This window comes from Mycolicibacterium flavescens (assembly GCF_001722335.1).
GTDB lineage: Bacteria > Actinomycetota > Actinomycetes > Mycobacteriales > Mycobacteriaceae > Mycobacterium > Mycobacterium flavescens.
The window spans coordinates 356378-373496 of the sequence record NZ_MIHA01000002.1; the positions used below are offsets into that span (position 1 = coordinate 356378).

General features: G+C 69.0%; 11 protein-coding genes and 1 pseudogene. 7 read left to right on the forward strand and 5 right to left on the reverse strand.

Translation table 11 applies throughout. From position 1 onward, the window contains the following. Together uvrA and BHQ18_RS04185 are read left to right on the forward strand one after the other, a co-directional pair. Complete coding sequence (uvrA, locus tag BHQ18_RS04180; RefSeq protein ID WP_069412296.1) at positions 1 to 2904, forward strand: excinuclease ABC subunit UvrA; 2904 nt, start codon at positions 1 to 3, stop codon at positions 2902 to 2904. A gap of 47 nt (positions 2905 to 2951) precedes the next feature. Next, complete coding sequence (locus BHQ18_RS04185; protein WP_069412297.1) at positions 2952 to 4163, forward strand: cytochrome P450; 1212 nt, start codon at positions 2952 to 2954, stop codon at positions 4161 to 4163. A gap of 3 nt (positions 4164 to 4166) precedes the next feature. On the opposite strand, the gene BHQ18_RS04190 is transcribed toward BHQ18_RS04185, so the two are convergent. Next, positions 4167 to 5327, reverse strand: coding sequence for a winged helix DNA-binding domain-containing protein (locus BHQ18_RS04190; RefSeq protein ID WP_069412298.1), 1161 nt, complete (start codon positions 5325 to 5327; stop codon positions 4167 to 4169). A gap of 120 nt (positions 5328 to 5447) precedes the next feature. Here BHQ18_RS04190 and BHQ18_RS04195 point away from each other — a divergent pair, with 120 nt between their 5' ends. From BHQ18_RS04195 to BHQ18_RS04205, 3 genes are all read left to right on the forward strand, one after another. Further along, entirely contained in the window at positions 5448 to 5933 is a 486-nt protein-coding gene (locus BHQ18_RS04195; protein WP_069412299.1) for a lipoprotein LpqH, read from the forward strand. 62 nt (positions 5934 to 5995) lie between these two features. After that, positions 5996 to 7576, forward strand: a complete 1581-nt coding sequence (locus tag BHQ18_RS04200) for an ATP-binding protein (protein ID WP_069412300.1) — start codon at positions 5996 to 5998, stop codon at positions 7574 to 7576. After that, positions 7573 to 8733 carry a CHAT domain-containing protein gene (locus BHQ18_RS04205; protein ID WP_069412376.1) on the forward strand — a complete coding sequence of 387 codons (1161 nt, stop codon included), beginning with the start codon at positions 7573 to 7575 and terminating at the stop codon, positions 8731 to 8733. Before BHQ18_RS04200 ends, BHQ18_RS04205 begins: the two co-directional genes overlap by 4 nt. On the opposite strand, the gene BHQ18_RS30010 is transcribed toward BHQ18_RS04205, so the two are convergent. Continuing rightward, the gene (locus BHQ18_RS30010; protein ID WP_165614528.1) at positions 8705 to 8878 is read right to left on the reverse strand and encodes a hypothetical protein; all 174 of its coding nucleotides are present in this window, start codon (positions 8876 to 8878) and stop codon (positions 8705 to 8707) included. The genes BHQ18_RS04205 and BHQ18_RS30010 overlap by 29 nt on opposite strands. A gap of 84 nt (positions 8879 to 8962) precedes the next feature. Here BHQ18_RS30010 and BHQ18_RS04210 point away from each other — a divergent pair, with 84 nt between their 5' ends. Together BHQ18_RS04210 and BHQ18_RS04215 are read left to right on the forward strand one after the other, a co-directional pair. Then, entirely contained in the window at positions 8963 to 10264 is a 1302-nt protein-coding gene (locus BHQ18_RS04210; protein ID WP_069412301.1) for a hypothetical protein, read from the forward strand. Further along, complete coding sequence (locus tag BHQ18_RS04215; RefSeq protein ID WP_069412302.1) at positions 10261 to 11343, forward strand: hypothetical protein; 1083 nt, start codon at positions 10261 to 10263, stop codon at positions 11341 to 11343. The genes BHQ18_RS04210 and BHQ18_RS04215 overlap by 4 nt, the downstream gene beginning before the upstream one ends. On the opposite strand, the gene BHQ18_RS04220 is transcribed toward BHQ18_RS04215, so the two are convergent. From BHQ18_RS04220 to lysX, 3 genes and pseudogenes are all read right to left on the reverse strand, one after another. Continuing rightward, positions 11337 to 11702 carry a hypothetical protein gene (locus BHQ18_RS04220; RefSeq protein ID WP_276045469.1) on the reverse strand — a complete coding sequence of 122 codons (366 nt, stop codon included), beginning with the start codon at positions 11700 to 11702 and terminating at the stop codon, positions 11337 to 11339. The genes BHQ18_RS04215 and BHQ18_RS04220 overlap by 7 nt on opposite strands. Before the next feature lie 418 nt (positions 11703 to 12120). Further along, positions 12121 to 13686 (reverse strand): annotated as a pseudogene (locus BHQ18_RS04225) (HNH endonuclease signature motif containing protein); the annotation flags it as partial. A 97-nt stretch (positions 13687 to 13783) separates the two neighbouring features. Then, positions 13784 to 17110 carry a bifunctional lysylphosphatidylglycerol synthetase/lysine--tRNA ligase LysX gene (gene lysX, locus BHQ18_RS04230; protein WP_069412303.1) on the reverse strand — a complete coding sequence of 1109 codons (3327 nt, stop codon included), beginning with the start codon at positions 17108 to 17110 and terminating at the stop codon, positions 13784 to 13786. Between the last annotated feature and the right edge of the window lie 9 nt (positions 17111 to 17119).

The following is a 17119-nucleotide window of genomic DNA, read 5'->3' on the forward strand; positions in this document are numbered from 1 at the left end:
GTGGCTGACCGCCTTGTCGTCAAGGGTGCGCGCGAGCACAACTTGCGAAGTGTTGATCTTGATCTACCACGCGACGCGCTGATCGTCTTCACGGGTTTGTCCGGTTCGGGCAAGTCGTCGTTGGCGTTCGACACCATCTTCGCCGAAGGTCAGCGCCGCTACGTCGAATCGCTGTCGGCCTACGCCCGTCAGTTCCTCGGCCAGATGGACAAACCCGACGTCGACTTCATCGAGGGCCTTTCGCCGGCGGTGTCGATCGACCAGAAGTCGACCAACCGCAACCCGCGGTCCACCGTCGGCACCATCACCGAGGTCTACGACTACCTGCGGCTGCTCTACGCGCGCGCCGGCACGCCGCACTGCCCGGTGTGCGGTGAGCGCATCGCCCGCCAGACCCCGCAGCAGATCGTCGACCAGGTTCTCGCCATGGACGAGGGCCTGCGCTTCCAGGTGCTCGCGCCGGTGGTGCGCACCCGCAAGGGCGAGTTCGTCGACCTGTTCGACAAGCTCAACACGCAGGGCTACAGCCGGGTTCGGGTGGACGGCGTGGTGTATCCGCTGACCGACCCACCGAAGCTGAAGAAGCAGGAAAAGCACGACATCGAGGTGGTGGTCGACCGCCTGACCGTCAAGGCCAGCGCCAAACAGCGGCTGACCGACTCGGTCGAGACGGCGCTGAACCTGGCCGACGGCATCCTCGTGCTCGAGTTCGTCGACCGTGAGGACGACCATCCGCACCGCGAACAGCGGTTCTCCGAAAAGTTGGCCTGCCCCAACGGCCACCCTCTGGCCGTCGACGACCTCGAACCGCGGTCGTTCTCGTTCAACTCGCCCTACGGCGCCTGCCCGGAATGCTCCGGGCTGGGCATCCGCAAGGAGGTCGACCCCGAACTCGTCGTCCCCGACCCGGACCTGACGCTCGCCGAGGGTGCGATCGCGCCGTGGTCGATGGGCCAGACCGCCGAGTACTTCACCCGGATGCTGTCCGGGCTCGGCGACGCGCTCGGCTTCGATGTCGACACACCGTGGAAGAAACTGCCCGCCAAGGCTCGCCGGGCCATCCTCGAGGGCTGCGACGAGCAGGTGCACGTGCGGTACAAGAACCGCTACGGCCGAACCCGTTCGTACTACGCCGATTTCGAGGGCGTGATGGCGTTCCTGCAGCGCCGCATGGAGCAGACCGACTCCGAGCAGATGAAGGAACGGTACGAGGGCTTCATGCGCGACGTGCCGTGCCCCGAATGCGACGGCACCCGGCTGAAGCCCGAGATCCTCGCGGTGACGATGGAGGCCGGGCAGTTCGGCCCGAAGTCGATCGCCGAGGTCGCCGAACTGTCGATCGCGGAGTGCTCGGAGTTCCTCAACGCGCTGACGCTGGGCGCCCGCGAACAGGCGATCGCCGGGCAGGTGCTCAAGGAGATCCAGTCGCGGCTGGGGTTCCTGCTCGACGTCGGCCTCGACTACCTGTCGCTGTCCCGCGCGGCGGCGACGTTGTCCGGCGGTGAGGCGCAGCGGATCCGGCTGGCCACCCAGATCGGTTCGGGCCTGGTCGGTGTGCTCTACGTGCTCGACGAACCCTCGATCGGTCTGCACCAGCGCGACAACCGACGGCTGATCGACACCCTCGTCCGGTTGCGGGATCTGGGCAACACGCTGATCGTCGTCGAACACGACCTCGACACCATCGCGCACGCCGACTGGGTGGTCGACATCGGCCCCGCCGCCGGTGAGCACGGCGGTCAGATCGTGCACAGCGGAACGTACGCCGATCTGCTGAAGAACCCGGAATCCCTGACCGGAGCGTATCTTTCGGGCAAGGAAGAGATCGAGGTGCCGGCGATCCGGCGTCCCGTCGACAGGAAGCGGCAGCTGACCGTAGTCGGCGCCCGTGAACACAACCTGCGGGAGATCGACGTGAGCTTCCCGCTCGGCGTGCTGACCGCGGTGACCGGGGTGTCGGGGTCGGGCAAGTCGACGCTCGTCAACGACATCCTGGCGTCGGTGCTGGCCAACAAACTCAACGGGGCCCGCCAGGTACCGGGCCGGCACACCCGGGTCAACGGGCTCGATCAACTCGACAAGCTGGTGCGCGTCGACCAGTCGCCGATCGGCCGGACACCGCGGTCCAACCCGGCGACCTACACGGGCGTCTTCGACAAGATCCGCACGCTGTTCGCGGCCACCACCGAGGCCAAGGTGCGCGGCTACCAGCCGGGCCGGTTCTCGTTCAACGTCAAGGGCGGCCGCTGCGAGGCGTGCTCCGGCGACGGCACCATCAAGATCGAGATGAACTTCCTGCCCGACGTCTATGTCCCGTGCGAGGTCTGCCAGGGCGCGCGGTACAACCGCGAGACGCTGGAGGTGCACTACAAGGGCAAGACCATCGCCGAAGTGCTGGACATGTCGATCGAGGAGGCCACCGAGTTCTTCGAGCCGATCACCTCGATCCACCGCTACCTCAAGACGCTCGTCGACGTCGGCCTGGGCTATGTGCGGTTGGGGCAGCCGGCGCCGACGCTGTCCGGCGGCGAGGCGCAGCGCGTCAAGCTGGCCTCCGAGCTGCAGAAGCGCTCGACCGGCCGCACGATCTACATCCTCGACGAGCCCACCACCGGCCTGCACTTCGAGGACATCCGCAAGCTGCTCAAGGTGATCAACGGCCTTGTCGACAAAGGTAATACGGTGATCGTCATCGAGCACAACCTCGACGTGATCAAGACGTCGGACTGGATCGTCGACATGGGCCCCGAAGGCGGCGCCGGCGGCGGCACACTGGTGGCCAGCGGCACACCCGAAGACGTCGCAGCCAACCCCGACAGCTACACCGGGCACTTCCTCGCCGAGGCCCTGAACATCGCACGGCCGAAACCGAAGACGCGCCGGCGCAGCAAGGTCAGCGCCTGACGGTGCCGTACCTTTACGAATACTGTGCGTTGTGTCACATTGATGCAATGACGACCTCGACGACGGTGTTCAACCCCTTCTCCGCCGAGTTCTTCGAGGATCCCTATCCGATCTATCGCAAACTGCGCGACCACACGCCCGTTTACTACAGCCCCGAGCACGACTTCTACGCGCTGAGTCGGCATGCCGATGTCGCGCTGGGCTTCAAGGATTTCGCGACGTTCTCCTCGGCCCGCGGTGTGACGCTCGAAGAGATCCACTCCGGTGAGGTGGCCCACGGCCAGTCGATGATCTGGATGGACCCCCCGGAACACCGCCGCATGCGCAGCCTGGTGAACAAGGTCTTCACTCCGCGAGCGATCAAGGCGCTCGAGAACGTCGTCCGGGACAGGATCGAGTTCCATCTGTCACGAGTGGATCCGGCGGGTTTCGATGTCGTGGCGGACTTTTCGGCATTCTTCCCGGTCGAGGTGATCAGCACCATGCTGGGTGTACCGGAAGCCGATCGCCAGCAGGTTCGGATCCTCATCGACAAGTTCCTCGAGCGTAAGCCCGGTGAGGCCGGCAAGAGTTCCGACGGCGCCGAGGCCATGGTCCAGGCAGGGATGTTCTTCTACCAACTCGTCCTCGAGCGCCGCGCCGAGCCGCGCGACGACATGATCAGCGCGTTGATCGCCGCACAAGTCGACCGCGACGACGGCGGTGCTACGAAGCTGGACGACAACGAGATCGTCAGCTTCTGCCTTCTGCTCGGCGGAGCGGGCGCGGAGACGGTGACGAAGTTGATCGGCAACGCGATGGTCGTTTTTGCCGAGTACCCCGACCAGTGGCGCCAACTGCGCGAGGACCGCAGCAAGATCCCGGCGGCCGTCGAGGAGGCGCTCCGCTATGTGGGACCGGTGCAGTACGACTGCCGCTACACCCTGGCGCCCGTCAGCCTGCACGACACCACGATCCCGGCGGGCAGCGCCGTCATGCTGCTCGGCGCATCCGCCAACCGCGACGAACGCGCGTTCACCGACGCGGAGGAGTTCGATATCAACCGTGACCGCGCCGAGGCGCAGAATCTCGGCTTCGGCTACGGCATACACAGTTGCCTGGGTGCGGCACTGGCCCGCATGGAGAGCGCTCTTGCCCTCGAAGGCCTGCTGCAACTGTTGCCCGCATTCGAGGTGGACCAGGCGAATTTGCGCCGTGTCGCCATGACGAGCGTGGGCGGCTACTCCCATGTTCCGGTGCGTGCCACCGCGCCGACTTAGCAGCTACCCGCTCTTCGACAGCGGCGACGGGAAGCGGGGATTGATCCGCACGCCGTCGAGCCACTCGGTCAGCTCGGCCGCCCGCTGCTGCAACGCTTTCGCAGCGGCGCGTCCGACCTCCGCCGCCAACCGCACCTCGACGCGGCCGTCGTCGTCCTGCGCCCACGCCCCCACGACGCGGCCGTCGCACCATGCGGTGGGGCCGGCGTTGCCGTTGCGGTCGAACACCCGCTCACGCAGGCCGTCGAGGTACCACCCGCGGTCGAACCAGCCCATGGTGGTGACGTCGAGGCCGGGCAGCAGCGCCACCCACGGCTCCGGTTCCGGTTCGGGTTCGAGGTCGTCGGGCAGCACGTAGCCGGAGGTGCCGTCGAGATCGACCTCGACCGCGTCGACGTCGCGCAACCCCTGCCGGGCCCACGTCAGCGTGTGGCCGAACCACCACTTGACGTCGGTGACGGTGGCCGGGCCGAACGCGGAAAGCCAGCGCCGCAGCAGCGTCGCCCGCGCGGCCTCCGGGTCGACCGGCTCGCCGGGCTCTATCCAGTCGCGGGTGGGCACCCAGCGCGGCCGCGACGTCGTCCAGCGGCCGTCGTTCGGTCCGCGCACGATGTCGCCCTCAGCCGCGATCACGGTGAGAACCCTTGGCGCGAGCGGTGTCTCGCCGCCCCAGGTCTTACCCGGAGCGGGATCGTAGGTGCCGGCGAGTTCCGGTAGGGCGGTGCGCAGCGACTTGGCGTCGGTCGGCCCGTTGGCAGTCAGGTAATCCAGCACCGCGGTCCGCGCGGCCGCCAGCCACTTCGCGCCGTCGACGCACACACCGGCCTTCTGAGCGTCGGCGATCAGGCGGCGGCGCTCGTTGCCGGCCACCCGGTCGCTGGCCGCGCACTGCACCGCCGGCAGATCGTCGGTGGGCACCGCCCACAGAGTGCGGCGCATCGCGAGGTGCTTCACCACGCCCCGGTGGTGGTAGAGCGCGGCGTCGAGGTCGGCGACGCTGAAACCGGGCAGCCGGCTCCACAGCGACAGGTACGGGGTCGCGGGGTCGGTGGCGTGCAGGGCGATCAGGCCGCGTACCACGTCGTCGACGGATCCGGCGGGCGCGCACAGGAAGTGCCGCCGGGCCAGCCGGGCCCGCCGCTCGTCAACGGTGAAGCTGCGCATGTCCTCGGAACCGTACCTGCGGGGCCGGACAAAGTTTGGGATCGGTAGCGCCGCCGGCGGCATTCACTTGTCTCGCGAACGGACGCCATCGGGGCGGACGGACCAACGAAAGGGACATCGATGAAGCGAGTTGTCGTAGGCATGGTCGGGCTGGTCGCGGGTGCCGCCGTGCTGGTGGGGTGCTCGGACGACAAGGGCAGCACCGCGCCGGTCTCCCCGGCGGCCGGTGACACCCAGGTCGCCGCGGGCGGCAGCACAGAGGTCAAGGTCGACGGCAAGGACCTCGCCGGCCTGGACCTGGACTCGGTGACGTGCGTCAAGCAGGGCGGCAAGATCAACGTCGCCAGCGGTGCGATCGGGGGTCAGCAGGGCCTGGGCATCGTGATGAGCGACGAGGCGACCCCGACCGTGGAGTCGCTGGGCATGGTGGTCGACGGTAACGCGCTCGCGGTCACCAACACCATGGGCGCCAAGGTCGGCTCGGCCGAGGTGAAGGTCGACGGCAGCACATACACGATCACCGGTGAGGCGGCCGGAGCCGACATCGCCAACCCGATGGCCGGCATGATCACCAAGCCGTTCACCGTGACGGTGACCTGCAGCTGATCGTCCCTTTCAAAATGAAGCGGCGGGCGTGTCGACGCGCCCGCCGCTTCTATGATTCGACCGTGACGATCGCCGCGGACCTCGAACGTGCGCGTCACCTGGTGTTCGCGGCCAACGAGGAGGCGGCCAAAGATCTACTGCTGTCGCTGCTGCCGCAGGTCGAACAGGCCGACCGCGATGACTGGGCACTGGAGATCTTCGCGCTGCTCGGCGAGCTGTACCTGGTGCGCACGGCGTATCCGGGCACCGAGGAGTGCCTGCGCCGCATCGAGGACTGCCTGACGGCCTACACCGGGCGCGCGGACGCCGAGACTGTGCAGATGGTCTGCCGCTACCGCCGACGGGCGCAGTTCCTGCGGACCGGCCTGGCTGCCGCACACGGCGACCACGAGGCGGCCGAGGCAGCGCTCGGGGTGCTCACCGACGACGAGCCCCGGCATCACGAACTCGCCGACGAACACGGGTTCCTGATCACCTACGCGCAGATCCTCTGCGCGGTCGCGCTGTGCGACGACGATCTACATGTGCGCTCGATACCGTTGTGGCAGCCGGTGATCGACGTTATCTCGCGACCCGGCGACGGCTCGCAGTCCCACGACCACCTGCTGGTGCTCGGCGCGCTCGGCTACGGACGCTTCTGCGTCGAGACCGGCCGGCTCACCGAGGCGGAGCCGTGGCTGCGGCGTGCGGGCGCGCGGGCCGACGCCCGCGGCTGGCGCCTGGCGACCGCGCGTGCCCAGTTCGAGAGGGCGACGGCCGCATGGGCGGCAGGGGACCGGCCGACCGCACAGGAGTTGGTGCACGCCGCCTACCCGGCCATCGCCGAACACCTGCGCGCGCACGACGTCTCCCGATGCTGGCTGTACTTCGGCCTCATCAGCATCGCGGTCGGGGCGCTCGACGACGCCGACGAACGCCTCGGTCACGCCGAGCGCCACTGGCGCGAGATCGAGAAGCCTCTGCACATTCACCGGATCCTGTTGCAGCGCAGCTGGGTCGACATCTTCCGCGGCCACTTCGCGGCCGCGCTCGAACGGGTCGCCGAGGCCCGCGAACTGCTCGACGGATGGCCGCGGCACAGCTGGCTGCAGTACGCCCGGCTCGATGACCAACTCGGAAACATCTGGCGTGCCGACGCACTGGCCGATCCCGACGGTGCGGCGGAGAAGTTCGCGCGGGCCGCCGAACTGAAACTGCCCGCGGCGCTGGCGGTCGACGCGGTGCGTCACTCCATCCCTGACGCTGACGCCCGAATGCGGTGGGCCACGTTCGTGTCGGCGCCGATCCTGGCCGGCGCGTTCGCAGTGGCGTGGGAATCGGGCAACACCCAGCTGGTCAGCGAGCTGGTCGAATACCACAGCGCACGAGGCACGTTCACCGTCGAACCAGGCTCAGCGGATGCTCTGGACTGGGCGGACACCGCCACGGCTGCGGTGCCGGTCGAATCAGTCGACGACTACGCGCTCGTCGCGGCAGGACCGGCGGCCGGTGTGCGGTCGGCGCTGACGACGCTCGGACCGCTGCCGCCGTTGGTGATGGACCCGAACAGCGCGCCGATCATCAGCCGGTACCGAGCGTTGGCCGCCGAACGGTACGGACGCGACGTGACCGCCGATGCCCCCGCGTGGTCCACGTGGCCGTGACCGACACGCTGGTGCTGCGGTTCGCCGACGTCGGCGTCGCCACCTACGCCAGCCTGCGCCGCGTCGGCGATCCGGGCGACACCGTCACATGGGTCGTCGATCAGGCCGACCTGCTCGAGGCGGTTGACCGGCTCCGCCGCGCGCTCCCCGACCCGGTGGGTGAGGAGACCCGCCGCGATGCGCTCGAGCGCGCCCTGACCCACGGGGCCCTCTCCGCTCCGGCGACGGAAACCGGCCTCGCACAAGCGCTCGGCGAGCGGTTGATCGCGCCCCAGGGTTGGCGGCTGATCGCCGAGGCGGCGACGGTATTCGTCTCGCCCAGCGCCCGGCTGGCCCAGGTGCCGTGGGGCCTGCTCGCGGCGCCGGGCGGCGAGCGGCTGATGGAGCTCGCCGACGTACTGCTGGCGGCACCGCCGAACATCGTCAATGCCCCACGGGCAACGGCGAATTGGTCCAGCAGACACGACCGGCCCGCGCTGCTGGTGCTCGATCCGCGGGTGCCCGGCCAGCGACCCGATGCGGCCCTGGGCTCGGTGCTGGGCCGACCGTCCCCGGAAACCGCGCTGGCCCGACACTACGCCGGTCGCCCAGTCCTGCCGGAGGTGCCGGCGGCTGTGGACCTGTTTCGGCGCACCGACATCGACCGCAGGTGGCTGGCAGAACACCTCGCACGGCAGCCGTCGCGGCTGCTCTACGTCGGACACGCCTCCGCGGCCGACGGTGACGTCGGGCACGCCGACCGCGCGGCGCTGCACCTGGCCGAGGATCGTCCGCTCACCGCTGCGGACCTGATGGCGTCACGGTTGCCGTTCCCGCCGCGGGTTGCCCTGCTGGCCTGCGCATCCGGCGGCGACTACCAGTTCGACGAGGCCAGCGGGCTGGTGGCAGCGGCGATCCTCGGCGGTGCCCAGTTGGTCACCGCCACGCTGTGGTCGCTGCCGACGGCGGCCGGCTATCGCCAGTACACCGCGCTCGAGGCCGACCCGATGAGCGAGGCGATCCTGGCCGTCGACGAGGCCCACGAAACCGACGAAGCGGGACGGGCGCTGAATGCCTGGCAGCGGCGGCGGATGCGGGATTGGCGCGACGGCGACGCGACGGCCAGCCCGCTGTACTGGGCGGCGTTGGTCACGTTCGCCGTCGACGGGGCGCGCTGATGCCTGCGGCCGCGATGTCATCGGCGGTGACCAGACGTTCCTGCGCCTCACCCGGATCGGCCGGGGGAGTCCGGTCGAGCAGGAAAGGCGCGAGCGCCATACCGACGATCACGAAGACGAAGAACGGCACCAACGCAGTGAACATGGCCTCGAGATTCGCGCGTCCCCACGGCTACCGAACCCAACTTTGCGGCTGTCGCCGCACGGCCCGGCCTCCTATTCTGTCGTGATGAACACCGAGACGGCCGTCGCCGTCGCCCAGCCGCGCCGGGCGGTCATCGACCGCGCATGGCGAGCAATCGGGGCGGGGGTCGAGGTGTTGAGCGGCGACGACGGAGGTCCGTTGCGCCGCACCGTGAAACGGATCATCGACCCGCTGGTGCTGCGGCTGCGGTCGAACGCGGAGTTCTCCGCACCGTTCGTCTCGGTCGAGGTCGCCGAAGCGATGTACGACGTGATCGTCGGACAATCCGACCGGTTACGCGCTGCGGCAGCATGGTTCGAGGTGCTCAAGCGGGAACGACGCCGACTGCGGATCACCACCGGAAACGCCCAGGAGCTGTACTTCCCGGTGTGCTTCGAATTGGCCGTGACCCGCGGCTTCCCCGACGAGAACGCTTCCGGCGCCGAGCAGTTGCTGCGCGAGATCCACTCCGAACGTGACCGCACCGCCGTAGAGGTGCTCAACCGGCACGTGTCCGACAGCGCGGTGATCGCCGAACTGCAGCGGCAACTCGATGCCAGCTGGCGTGACGTGCGTGCCGGCCACGAGAGTGCCGAACAGTTCATGACCGGGTTGGCGACAGTGCTCGGGTCAGGTGGCGAGTACTGGGAATCCGTTGCGCGGCAACGGGTGTGGCGTTTACTGGTTGACAGTGCCGCGCCGTACAACCTGGGCGCGGCGGCGCGCAGTGATGCATCGGACCTGCCGTGGTCGCTCGTCGTGGTGGGGCTCAGCGCGACCGAACCGCAGCAGCCGCCCGACATCGTCGGCGCGGACAGGGCCCGCCCGTTGGACCGCAGCGTGGTCGACCGGGTGCGCGCGACCCTGCGGCGGGCGTTGGATCGCGACGAACTGCCGGACGTGCCGACGCTGTGTTCCGAGGAGGTGGACCGGGCAGCGGCCCCGTGGGGTCTGCTCGGCGAGGACAAACAAGCAACGCTGGTGGCCGGCGTCGAACTGGCCGGTGATCTGGCGCCGCTCAGCCCGGCCGCTGAACCGCGTTACGGTCTGGGCAGGGTGATCCAGGCGCGGCTGCGCAAGGAGGCCTACGTGCTGCACGCGCGGCGCTATCTGGCCGACGGAGGTCCGATCCATCCGCGCCAGCAGCAGGTCGTCGACGAACTCGCTGCGTTCGCGCGGCCGTACTCGAACCGGCTGTGGGCCCGGTTGCACGGCCGCGATGTGTGGCAGGAGCCGTGCGACGACGTCGACGACGTCCGCGCGGTGCTGGAGGGTGTTGCGCGGTCGGTGAGCCTCGATCACCGCCAGCGGATCAAGTCGATGCTGGAACTGCAGGTGGCCGGATGAAGCTGAGCGCAGAAGCCGGGCTGTGGTGCACGCGCGCACTCGACGCGCCGGCGCCGTTGGTGGCGGTGCTGGAGGTCAGCGGTGCGGTGCTGTCGTGGTTGGTGGACGACGCGGACGCCGAACCGCAGATCACGTTCACTGACGTTCGAGGAGCCGACTGGCTGTGGCGGGTGGTGGGCGAAACGGGGCACGCGACGGTCGCGACGGCGCTCAACGGCGGTCCTGCGGCCGGTGACCTCGAGATCGCCGGTGTTGATGTACTGCCGGGTGCGCTGGACGCATTGCGGCGGTTGGCCGTCGGGCACTGGCTTCGGCGGTGGTGGCCGGCGAGTCACCGCGACGCGATCGCGGTGCTCGACGCGGCGGTGCTGGACGGGGAGATCGCGGTGCTGACTGCGGGCGCCCAGGAATTCTTCGGCGACGACACGTTCGACTCGGATGTGACGCAGCTTCTGGAGCCGCATGCGGCCGCGCTCAGCTCGGCTGCGCTGCAGGGTGATCCGCGGATCGGTGAGCTGGCCGGGCGGTGCCGGGAGATCGCCGAGGACGTGGGCGTGGCGTGGGACGTTCCGGTGGCGGCGGTCCGGCGGGACGATTACGCATTGGCCGCGGGCGCGGATATCGGCCGCGGCGCAGATCATTTCGTCGCCTCCGGTGTCGCATCGATCAACTGGTCGGCGGTGCCTGCGGGCGTGTTCGATGCTGCCGAGAACACGGTGGCGTGGGCGGTCGAAGCGGACCGGGACACCGTGCAGGCGATGGTGAGTGCGGACCTGCTCGGCGGAGGATCACCGAACGGTATCCCGGTGCGGCTGCGTGCGGGTGGGTTCGGCGGCAGCGGGTCGCTGTCCGCGGACGGTCGCTGCCGGTTCGCGATCACCGGGGCCGACGGGCAACCGGCTACCGATTCGCAAGGATGGAACCATGATTGGCGGGCTACGGCGGTGAGCGTCGGCGCGGAGGTCGAGGAGTCGGCGGAGATGCGGGAGCGGGTACGCGCGCTGGCGCGGTCGCGGTTGGACCGGCCCGGCGATGACGCCTTCCTGGCCGAGATTCTCGCCGCCGAGTCGGACTATTGAGTATCGGACTGTTTGCGTAGCTGCTCGCGGATCTGGTCGAGGCGTTCGGCGGCCGCGCGCTGCCGCTCGTCGTACTGTTCGGCGACACTGCGGCCTTCCGGTGTCTCGGCGGCCAGTTCGGCTGATCCGATCGCGGTGCCGTACCGGGTTTCGATCTTCTCGCGCACCGACTCGAACGTCGGGACGCCGCCGGGGGTGTAGCCGGTGTCGACGGGCTCCACGGGTGCGGTGCTCTGGGGCGCCGGGTCGACGATCTCGGCCTCGACGGCAGGCTGTTCCGGCGCGGCTTCCTCAGGTGTCGCGTCCTCGAGCTTGGGTTGCTCAGGTGTGGCGTCCTCAGGCGCAGGTTCCTCAGGCATGGGTTCACGGTACTCGTCAGCCCGCAGCCGTTCCGGCTGTTCTATTCCGAGCCGCCAGCGACGGCGCGGAAAACCATACGGGCACATGCCTCTAGCCCGGATGACCCCTTTCTCTGGTCACCGGGTTGGAGGTCTGGGCCCGTCAGGCCGCGTGGCCGCCGGGTGGTGAGGGTCCGCCGGGATGGTCGGCGGGGTCAGGTGGTGGGGCAGTCGGTTCGGCGTCGCGATGGCGCCCGTCGGCGGACACGGCCGGTTCTGCGGCCACGCCCGGTTGGTCGATGGACTCGGCCGGTTCTGCGGCCGCGCCCGGTTGGTGGGTGGACTCGGCCGGTTCCGCGGCCACTCCGGGTTCCTCGGCAAGGTCGGTCGGCGCCGGGCGCACCTCGGCATACCGGTCATCCCCGTCAGCGGACACGGCCGGTTCTGCGGCCACTCCGGGTTCATCGGCAGGGTCGGTCGGCGCTGGGCGCATCTCGGCATACCGGTCATCCCCGTCGACGGGATCTGCGCGGTCCGCGTCGGCGGCGCCTGCCGGGGGTGTGGTGGTGTCGGTTTGGAGGTGGCGGTTTCGTTTGGCCGCTTCGGCGGCCGGGTCGAAGGGTTCCTCGTCGTCGTCGGGGCGTAGGAGCAGTTCGGGGCGGTGGTGGTAGTTGAGGCGGGCCTGGCCGGTGTCCAGCGGGGGTGGGGGGAGCCATTCCACATCGTGGCGTTGGCTCATCCTCGTGGTCCAGCCGCCGTCGTTGTTGACGCTGCGGTTATCGGGCCCACAGGCCAGGCCGAGCTCATCGACGTTGGTTTGGCCGCCGTGGGTCCAGTCGTCGATGACGTGATGAGCTTGGCACCCGTAAGCGCCGACGGTGCAGCCAGGTTTGGTGCAGCCCCCGTCGCGGGCGATCAGCATGATCCGCTGCGCGCGGCTGGCGACGCGCTTGGCGCGGTAGAGGTTCAGTGCTGAGCCGGTGGCCCGGTCGAACACCGCCAGATAGTGGCGAGCGTGAGCGGCCATGCGCACCACATCATCGATCGGCACCACGCTGCCCCCACCGGTGGTGCCGATCCCGGCACGCGATTCCAGATCCTGCAGGGTGGTGCGGATGATGACCGAGACCGGCAGCCCGTTGAGTTGGCCCAGATCCCCACTCATCAACGCGATCCGCCCGACGGCCAGCAGCGCGTCATGCTGGCGCTGGGACAGGCTGCGGTGATCGTTGTCGATCTGGGCCTGCGAGGGCGTGCCCGACACGCAGGGTTCCTCGTCGGCGGGGTTGCACATACCGGGAGCGGCGAACTTGGCGAACAACACCTCCCAAACCGCCCACGCTTCCGGGGTCATGGTGGCGCGCAGCTCGACCATCCCGTCGGCGCCCTGTTTGGACTTGGTCACGCTGCGTTTGCGGGCGCGTTCGGCCTCATCCGGGGCCGGGCCGTCCTGATCCATCAGAAACAACCGCAACGTGGCGGTGTCTTGCACCGCGCTGGGTCCGGCGGTGGCCGCACAACGCACCAGATCCAGTTCCAAGCTCTCGCGGGTCGCGGTGTCGACAAACCCGGGCACCTTGTTCATCGCCTTGCGGATGATGTCCACATGCTCGGCGGTGATCAACCCATGGGCCTGAGCCGCCGCGGTGGCCGGCAGACGCGGCGCCAGCGCCTGCCCAGACAATGCTTGGCGCGGGGCCAGCAGCTCAGCCTCGGTCAGGCGCCGGTTGGCCTCACTGGTCGAGATGCGCCACCGCACCGACAACACTTCCCGCCACGATTTGGCGCCCATCTGCGCCGGGGTGGTCTCGGTCTGCAGGCGCGCCAACGCGCGGTGCCCGATCGCGGGCAGGCGGCACTTCACCGTTTCCAGCTCATCGAGAACGGCGATCAGTTCCGGGGCGGTCGACAGGTCGAAATCGCAGGCCGCCAACCGGTCAACCGCGGCGCGCAACCCGGCCATCGCGTCCTGCGACTCCGTCCCCGACATACTTCGAACATACATTCGAGGTCTGACAAGTGGGGTGGAAGCGGCGCGAGGCTGTGGATCAACTCCCACTTGGGGATAAACCCCGGCCCTCGAAAGGTTGAGACGAGTGCTGTCAGCGCGGTTTGGCCAACGGGAACGGCAGCGTCTCGCGGATGCTGCGGCCGGTGATCAGCATGACGACGCGATCGACGCCCATGCCCAGCCCGCCCGTCGGCGGCATCGCGTACTCCATCGCCTGCAGGAAATCCTCGTCCAGTTCCATCGCCTCCGGGTCACCGCCGGCCGCAAGCAGCGACTGTTCCTGTAACCGACGGCGCTGCTCGACCGGATCGGTCAATTCGCTGTAGGCGGTCCCGAGTTCGACGCCCCAGGCCACCAGGTCCCAGCGTTCGGCGACGCCGGGGATGCTGCGGTGCGGCCGCGTCAGTGGCGACACCGACGTCGGGAAGTCCTTGTAGAACGTCGGTTCCTCGGTGCGGTCCTCGACAAGCCGCTCGTACAGTTCGAGCACCACCGCCCCGGTGTCCCAGTGGTTCAGATAGGGGATGCCGGCGGCGTCGCACAGCCTGCGCAACGCCGGAAGCTCGGTCTCGGGGCCGATCTGCTCGCCCAGCGCCTCGGACACCGCGCCGTGCACGGTCTTGACCGTCCACTGCCCGGAAATGTCGACCGGTTCGAGCGTGCCGTCGTCGCGCGGACGCAGGAACACGTGCGCGCCGTTGGCGGCCTGCGCCGCATTCTGAATCAACTCGCGGCAGCCGTCGATCCACACGTGGTAGTCCGCGTGGGCCTGGTAGGCCTCCAGCAGCGTGAACTCCGGGTTGTGGCTGAAATCGACGCCCTCGTTGCGGAACGCGCGGCCGAGCTCGAAAACCCGCTCCACCCCGCCGACACAGAGTCGCTTGAGGTACAGCTCGGGGGCGATCCGCAGGTACAGGTCGAGATCGTAGGCGTTGATGTGGGTGAGGAACGGCCGTGCGTTGGCGCCGCCGTGGATCTGCTGCAGTATCGGCGTTTCGACCTCGAGAAAACCCTTGCCCACCAACGTTTCCCGGATGGCGTGCAGGACACCGCTGCGCGCCCTGATCAGGTCACGGGCATCGGTGTTGATCGCCAGGTCGACGTAGCGGGCGCGCACCCGCGCCTCCTGATCGGTCAACCCCTTCCACTTGTCCGGCAGCGGGCGCAGGCACTTGCCGATCAGCCGCCAGCTCCGCACCAGCAGCGATCGGGTGCCTTTCTTGCTGTAGCCCATCGTGCCGGACACCTCGATCAGGTCACCGAGGTCGATGGCGCGTGTGAAATCGGCCGTCGTCCCGGAATCGAGCACCGAATTGTCCAGCAGCAGTTGCACATCGCCCGACCAGTCGCGCAGCTGCGCGAACAGCACCCCGCCGTAGTCCCGGTTGCGCAGCACCCGGCCGGCAACCGTCACCGGTACGTCGTCGCCGGCCTCGACGGCCTGCGCGACGGTGTGTGACGGCGGCCTGCCCACCGGGTAGGCATCGATCCCGTTGTCCTGCAGGGCCTTCAATTTGGCCATTCGTACCCGGACCTGCTCGGGCAGGCGGGTTTCCTCCTCGTCGGGCAGATCGGCCTGCAACCCCGCCATGTCGGGCGCGGTACCGTCGTGGTGCAGCACACCGCTGTCGATCAGGTTCTGCGGCACCGCGCTGTGATGGCCAGTGTGGGGCTGCTGATGACGCCGCGAGAACGGCAGCACCAGAAACCCTTCGGCGATCACGGAGGCCACCCCGACGCGCGGCACCAGGCGGGCATCCTCGTAGCAGGCGTAGCGCGGCACCCACTCCGGCTGGTACTTCATGTTCGAGCGGTACAGCGTCTCGAGCTGCCACCACCGGGAGAAGAACACCAGCAGGCTGCGCCACACCCGCGCCACCGGACCGGCCCCCAACTGGGCGCCCTGCTCGAACGCCGACCGGAACATCGCGAAGTTCAACGAGATTCGCGTGACACCGATGTCCTCGGCCTGCATGCACAGCTCGCTGACCATCAGCTCGATGGTGCCGTTCGGCGACTGCGGCGAGCGGCGCATCAAATCGAGAGAGACGCCGTTGGTGCCCCACGGCACCAGCGACAGCATCGCCACCACCTGGCCGTCCGAGTCCTGAACCGCCTCGACCAGAAGACAATCCCCGTCGGCCGGGTCACCGAGACGACCGAGCGCCATCGAGAAGCCGCGTTCGTCGTCGGTGTCGCGCCACGCCTCGGCGCGCGCGATCACCTCGGCCATCTCCTCGGCGCTCAACTCGCGGTGCCTGCGGATCCGCGCCGCCGCCCCCGCGCGCCGGGCCCGCGTCACGGCCTGGCGGACCGCCCGCATGTCCGGACCGGACAGGCGGAACGTGTCCGGATGCAGAATGGCCTCGTCGCCGAGCTGCAGCGCGTTCAGTCCGGCCTCCCGAAACGCTTGCGCCCCTGCCGAACTCGCGCCCATCACACCCGGCGCCCAGCCGTAGGCCTGACACAGCGCCAGCCACGCCTCGATTGCGGCGGCCCACGCCTTCGGATCCCCGACGGGGTCACCGCTGGCCAGGCAGACGCCTACCTCCACCCGGTAGGTGATCGCGGCACGGCCGTTGGGCGCGAACACGACCGCCTTGTCGCGGCGGGTGGCGAAGTAGCCGAGCGAGTCGTTCTTGCCGAACAGTTCCAGCAGACCGCGGATCGCCGACTCGTCCTCGCCGGTGAGCGCGTTCTCGGCGCGCTGAGACTGGAACAGCACGACGGCCGCGACCATCAGCGCCAGCGCCCCGAACAGCCCGAGCAACGCGTTGACCAGTACGTGCGGATGCCCGGAGAAGTTCGACGCGTCCGCGCCGGCGAACGCGCCGACCCGGTTCAGTGCGTAGAAGAACCGGTCGCCGCGGGCCAGCGAGCCGGGAAACAGTTCCAGCAGGCCCCAACCGATCAGCGTGCCGACCGTCATCCCGGCCACCAGCACGACGGCGGCTTTGAGCAGCGCGCCGCGGCGTACTTTCGCCCAGAACTCGCCGCGGGCCAGCAGCAGGAACAGGATGGCCGCCAGATGGAAGGCAAGGCCGATCACCTCGCCGAGCTCTTCGCCCACCGTCTCCTCGCCGCTGACCAGCCCGGCGATGTTCCAGCCGGCGGCGCCGACCATGTAGCCGATCAGGATCCACCACGCGATGCGTTTGCGGGCGGCGAGCGCGGCGGCCAGCAGCGCCAGCACGAATGCCCACGCGAAGCTGGTGTCGGGGAAGTTGAAGATGTAGTCGTTGACGAACTCGCGCGGAACCCGGATGACCGCCCGGACGAACGGCGAGACGCTGGCGAGCAGCGACAGTGTGGCGATGACGCCGACCGTCCAGCCGGCCGCGGCGGGAACCCACCATGCGTATCGGGAGGACGTGCCGTGGGGTACCGGAGTCCGAGCGGTCGGGCTGCTGACGGTCATAGGCCGCGA

Excerpts from the sequence above, each read along its gene's own strand:
- BHQ18_RS04185 (WP_069412297.1), top strand. The coding sequence starts at position 2,952 with ATGACGACCTCGACGACGGTGTTCAACCCCTTCTCCGCCGAGTTCTTC.
- BHQ18_RS04190 (WP_069412298.1), bottom strand. The coding sequence starts at position 5,327 with ATGCGCAGCTTCACCGTTGACGAGCGGCGGGCCCGGCTGGCCCGGCGG.
- BHQ18_RS04195 (WP_069412299.1), top strand. The coding sequence starts at position 5,448 with ATGAAGCGAGTTGTCGTAGGCATGGTCGGGCTGGTCGCGGGTGCCGCC.
- BHQ18_RS30010 (WP_165614528.1), bottom strand. The coding sequence starts at position 8,878 with ATGTTCACTGCGTTGGTGCCGTTCTTCGTCTTCGTGATCGTCGGTATG.
- BHQ18_RS04210 (WP_069412301.1), top strand. The coding sequence starts at position 8,963 with ATGAACACCGAGACGGCCGTCGCCGTCGCCCAGCCGCGCCGGGCGGTC.
- BHQ18_RS04215 (WP_069412302.1), top strand. The coding sequence starts at position 10,261 with ATGAAGCTGAGCGCAGAAGCCGGGCTGTGGTGCACGCGCGCACTCGAC.
- BHQ18_RS04220 (WP_276045469.1), bottom strand. The coding sequence starts at position 11,702 with ATGCCTGAGGAACCTGCGCCTGAGGACGCCACACCTGAGCAACCCAAG.
- lysX (WP_069412303.1), bottom strand. The coding sequence starts at position 17,110 with ATGACCGTCAGCAGCCCGACCGCTCGGACTCCGGTACCCCACGGCACG.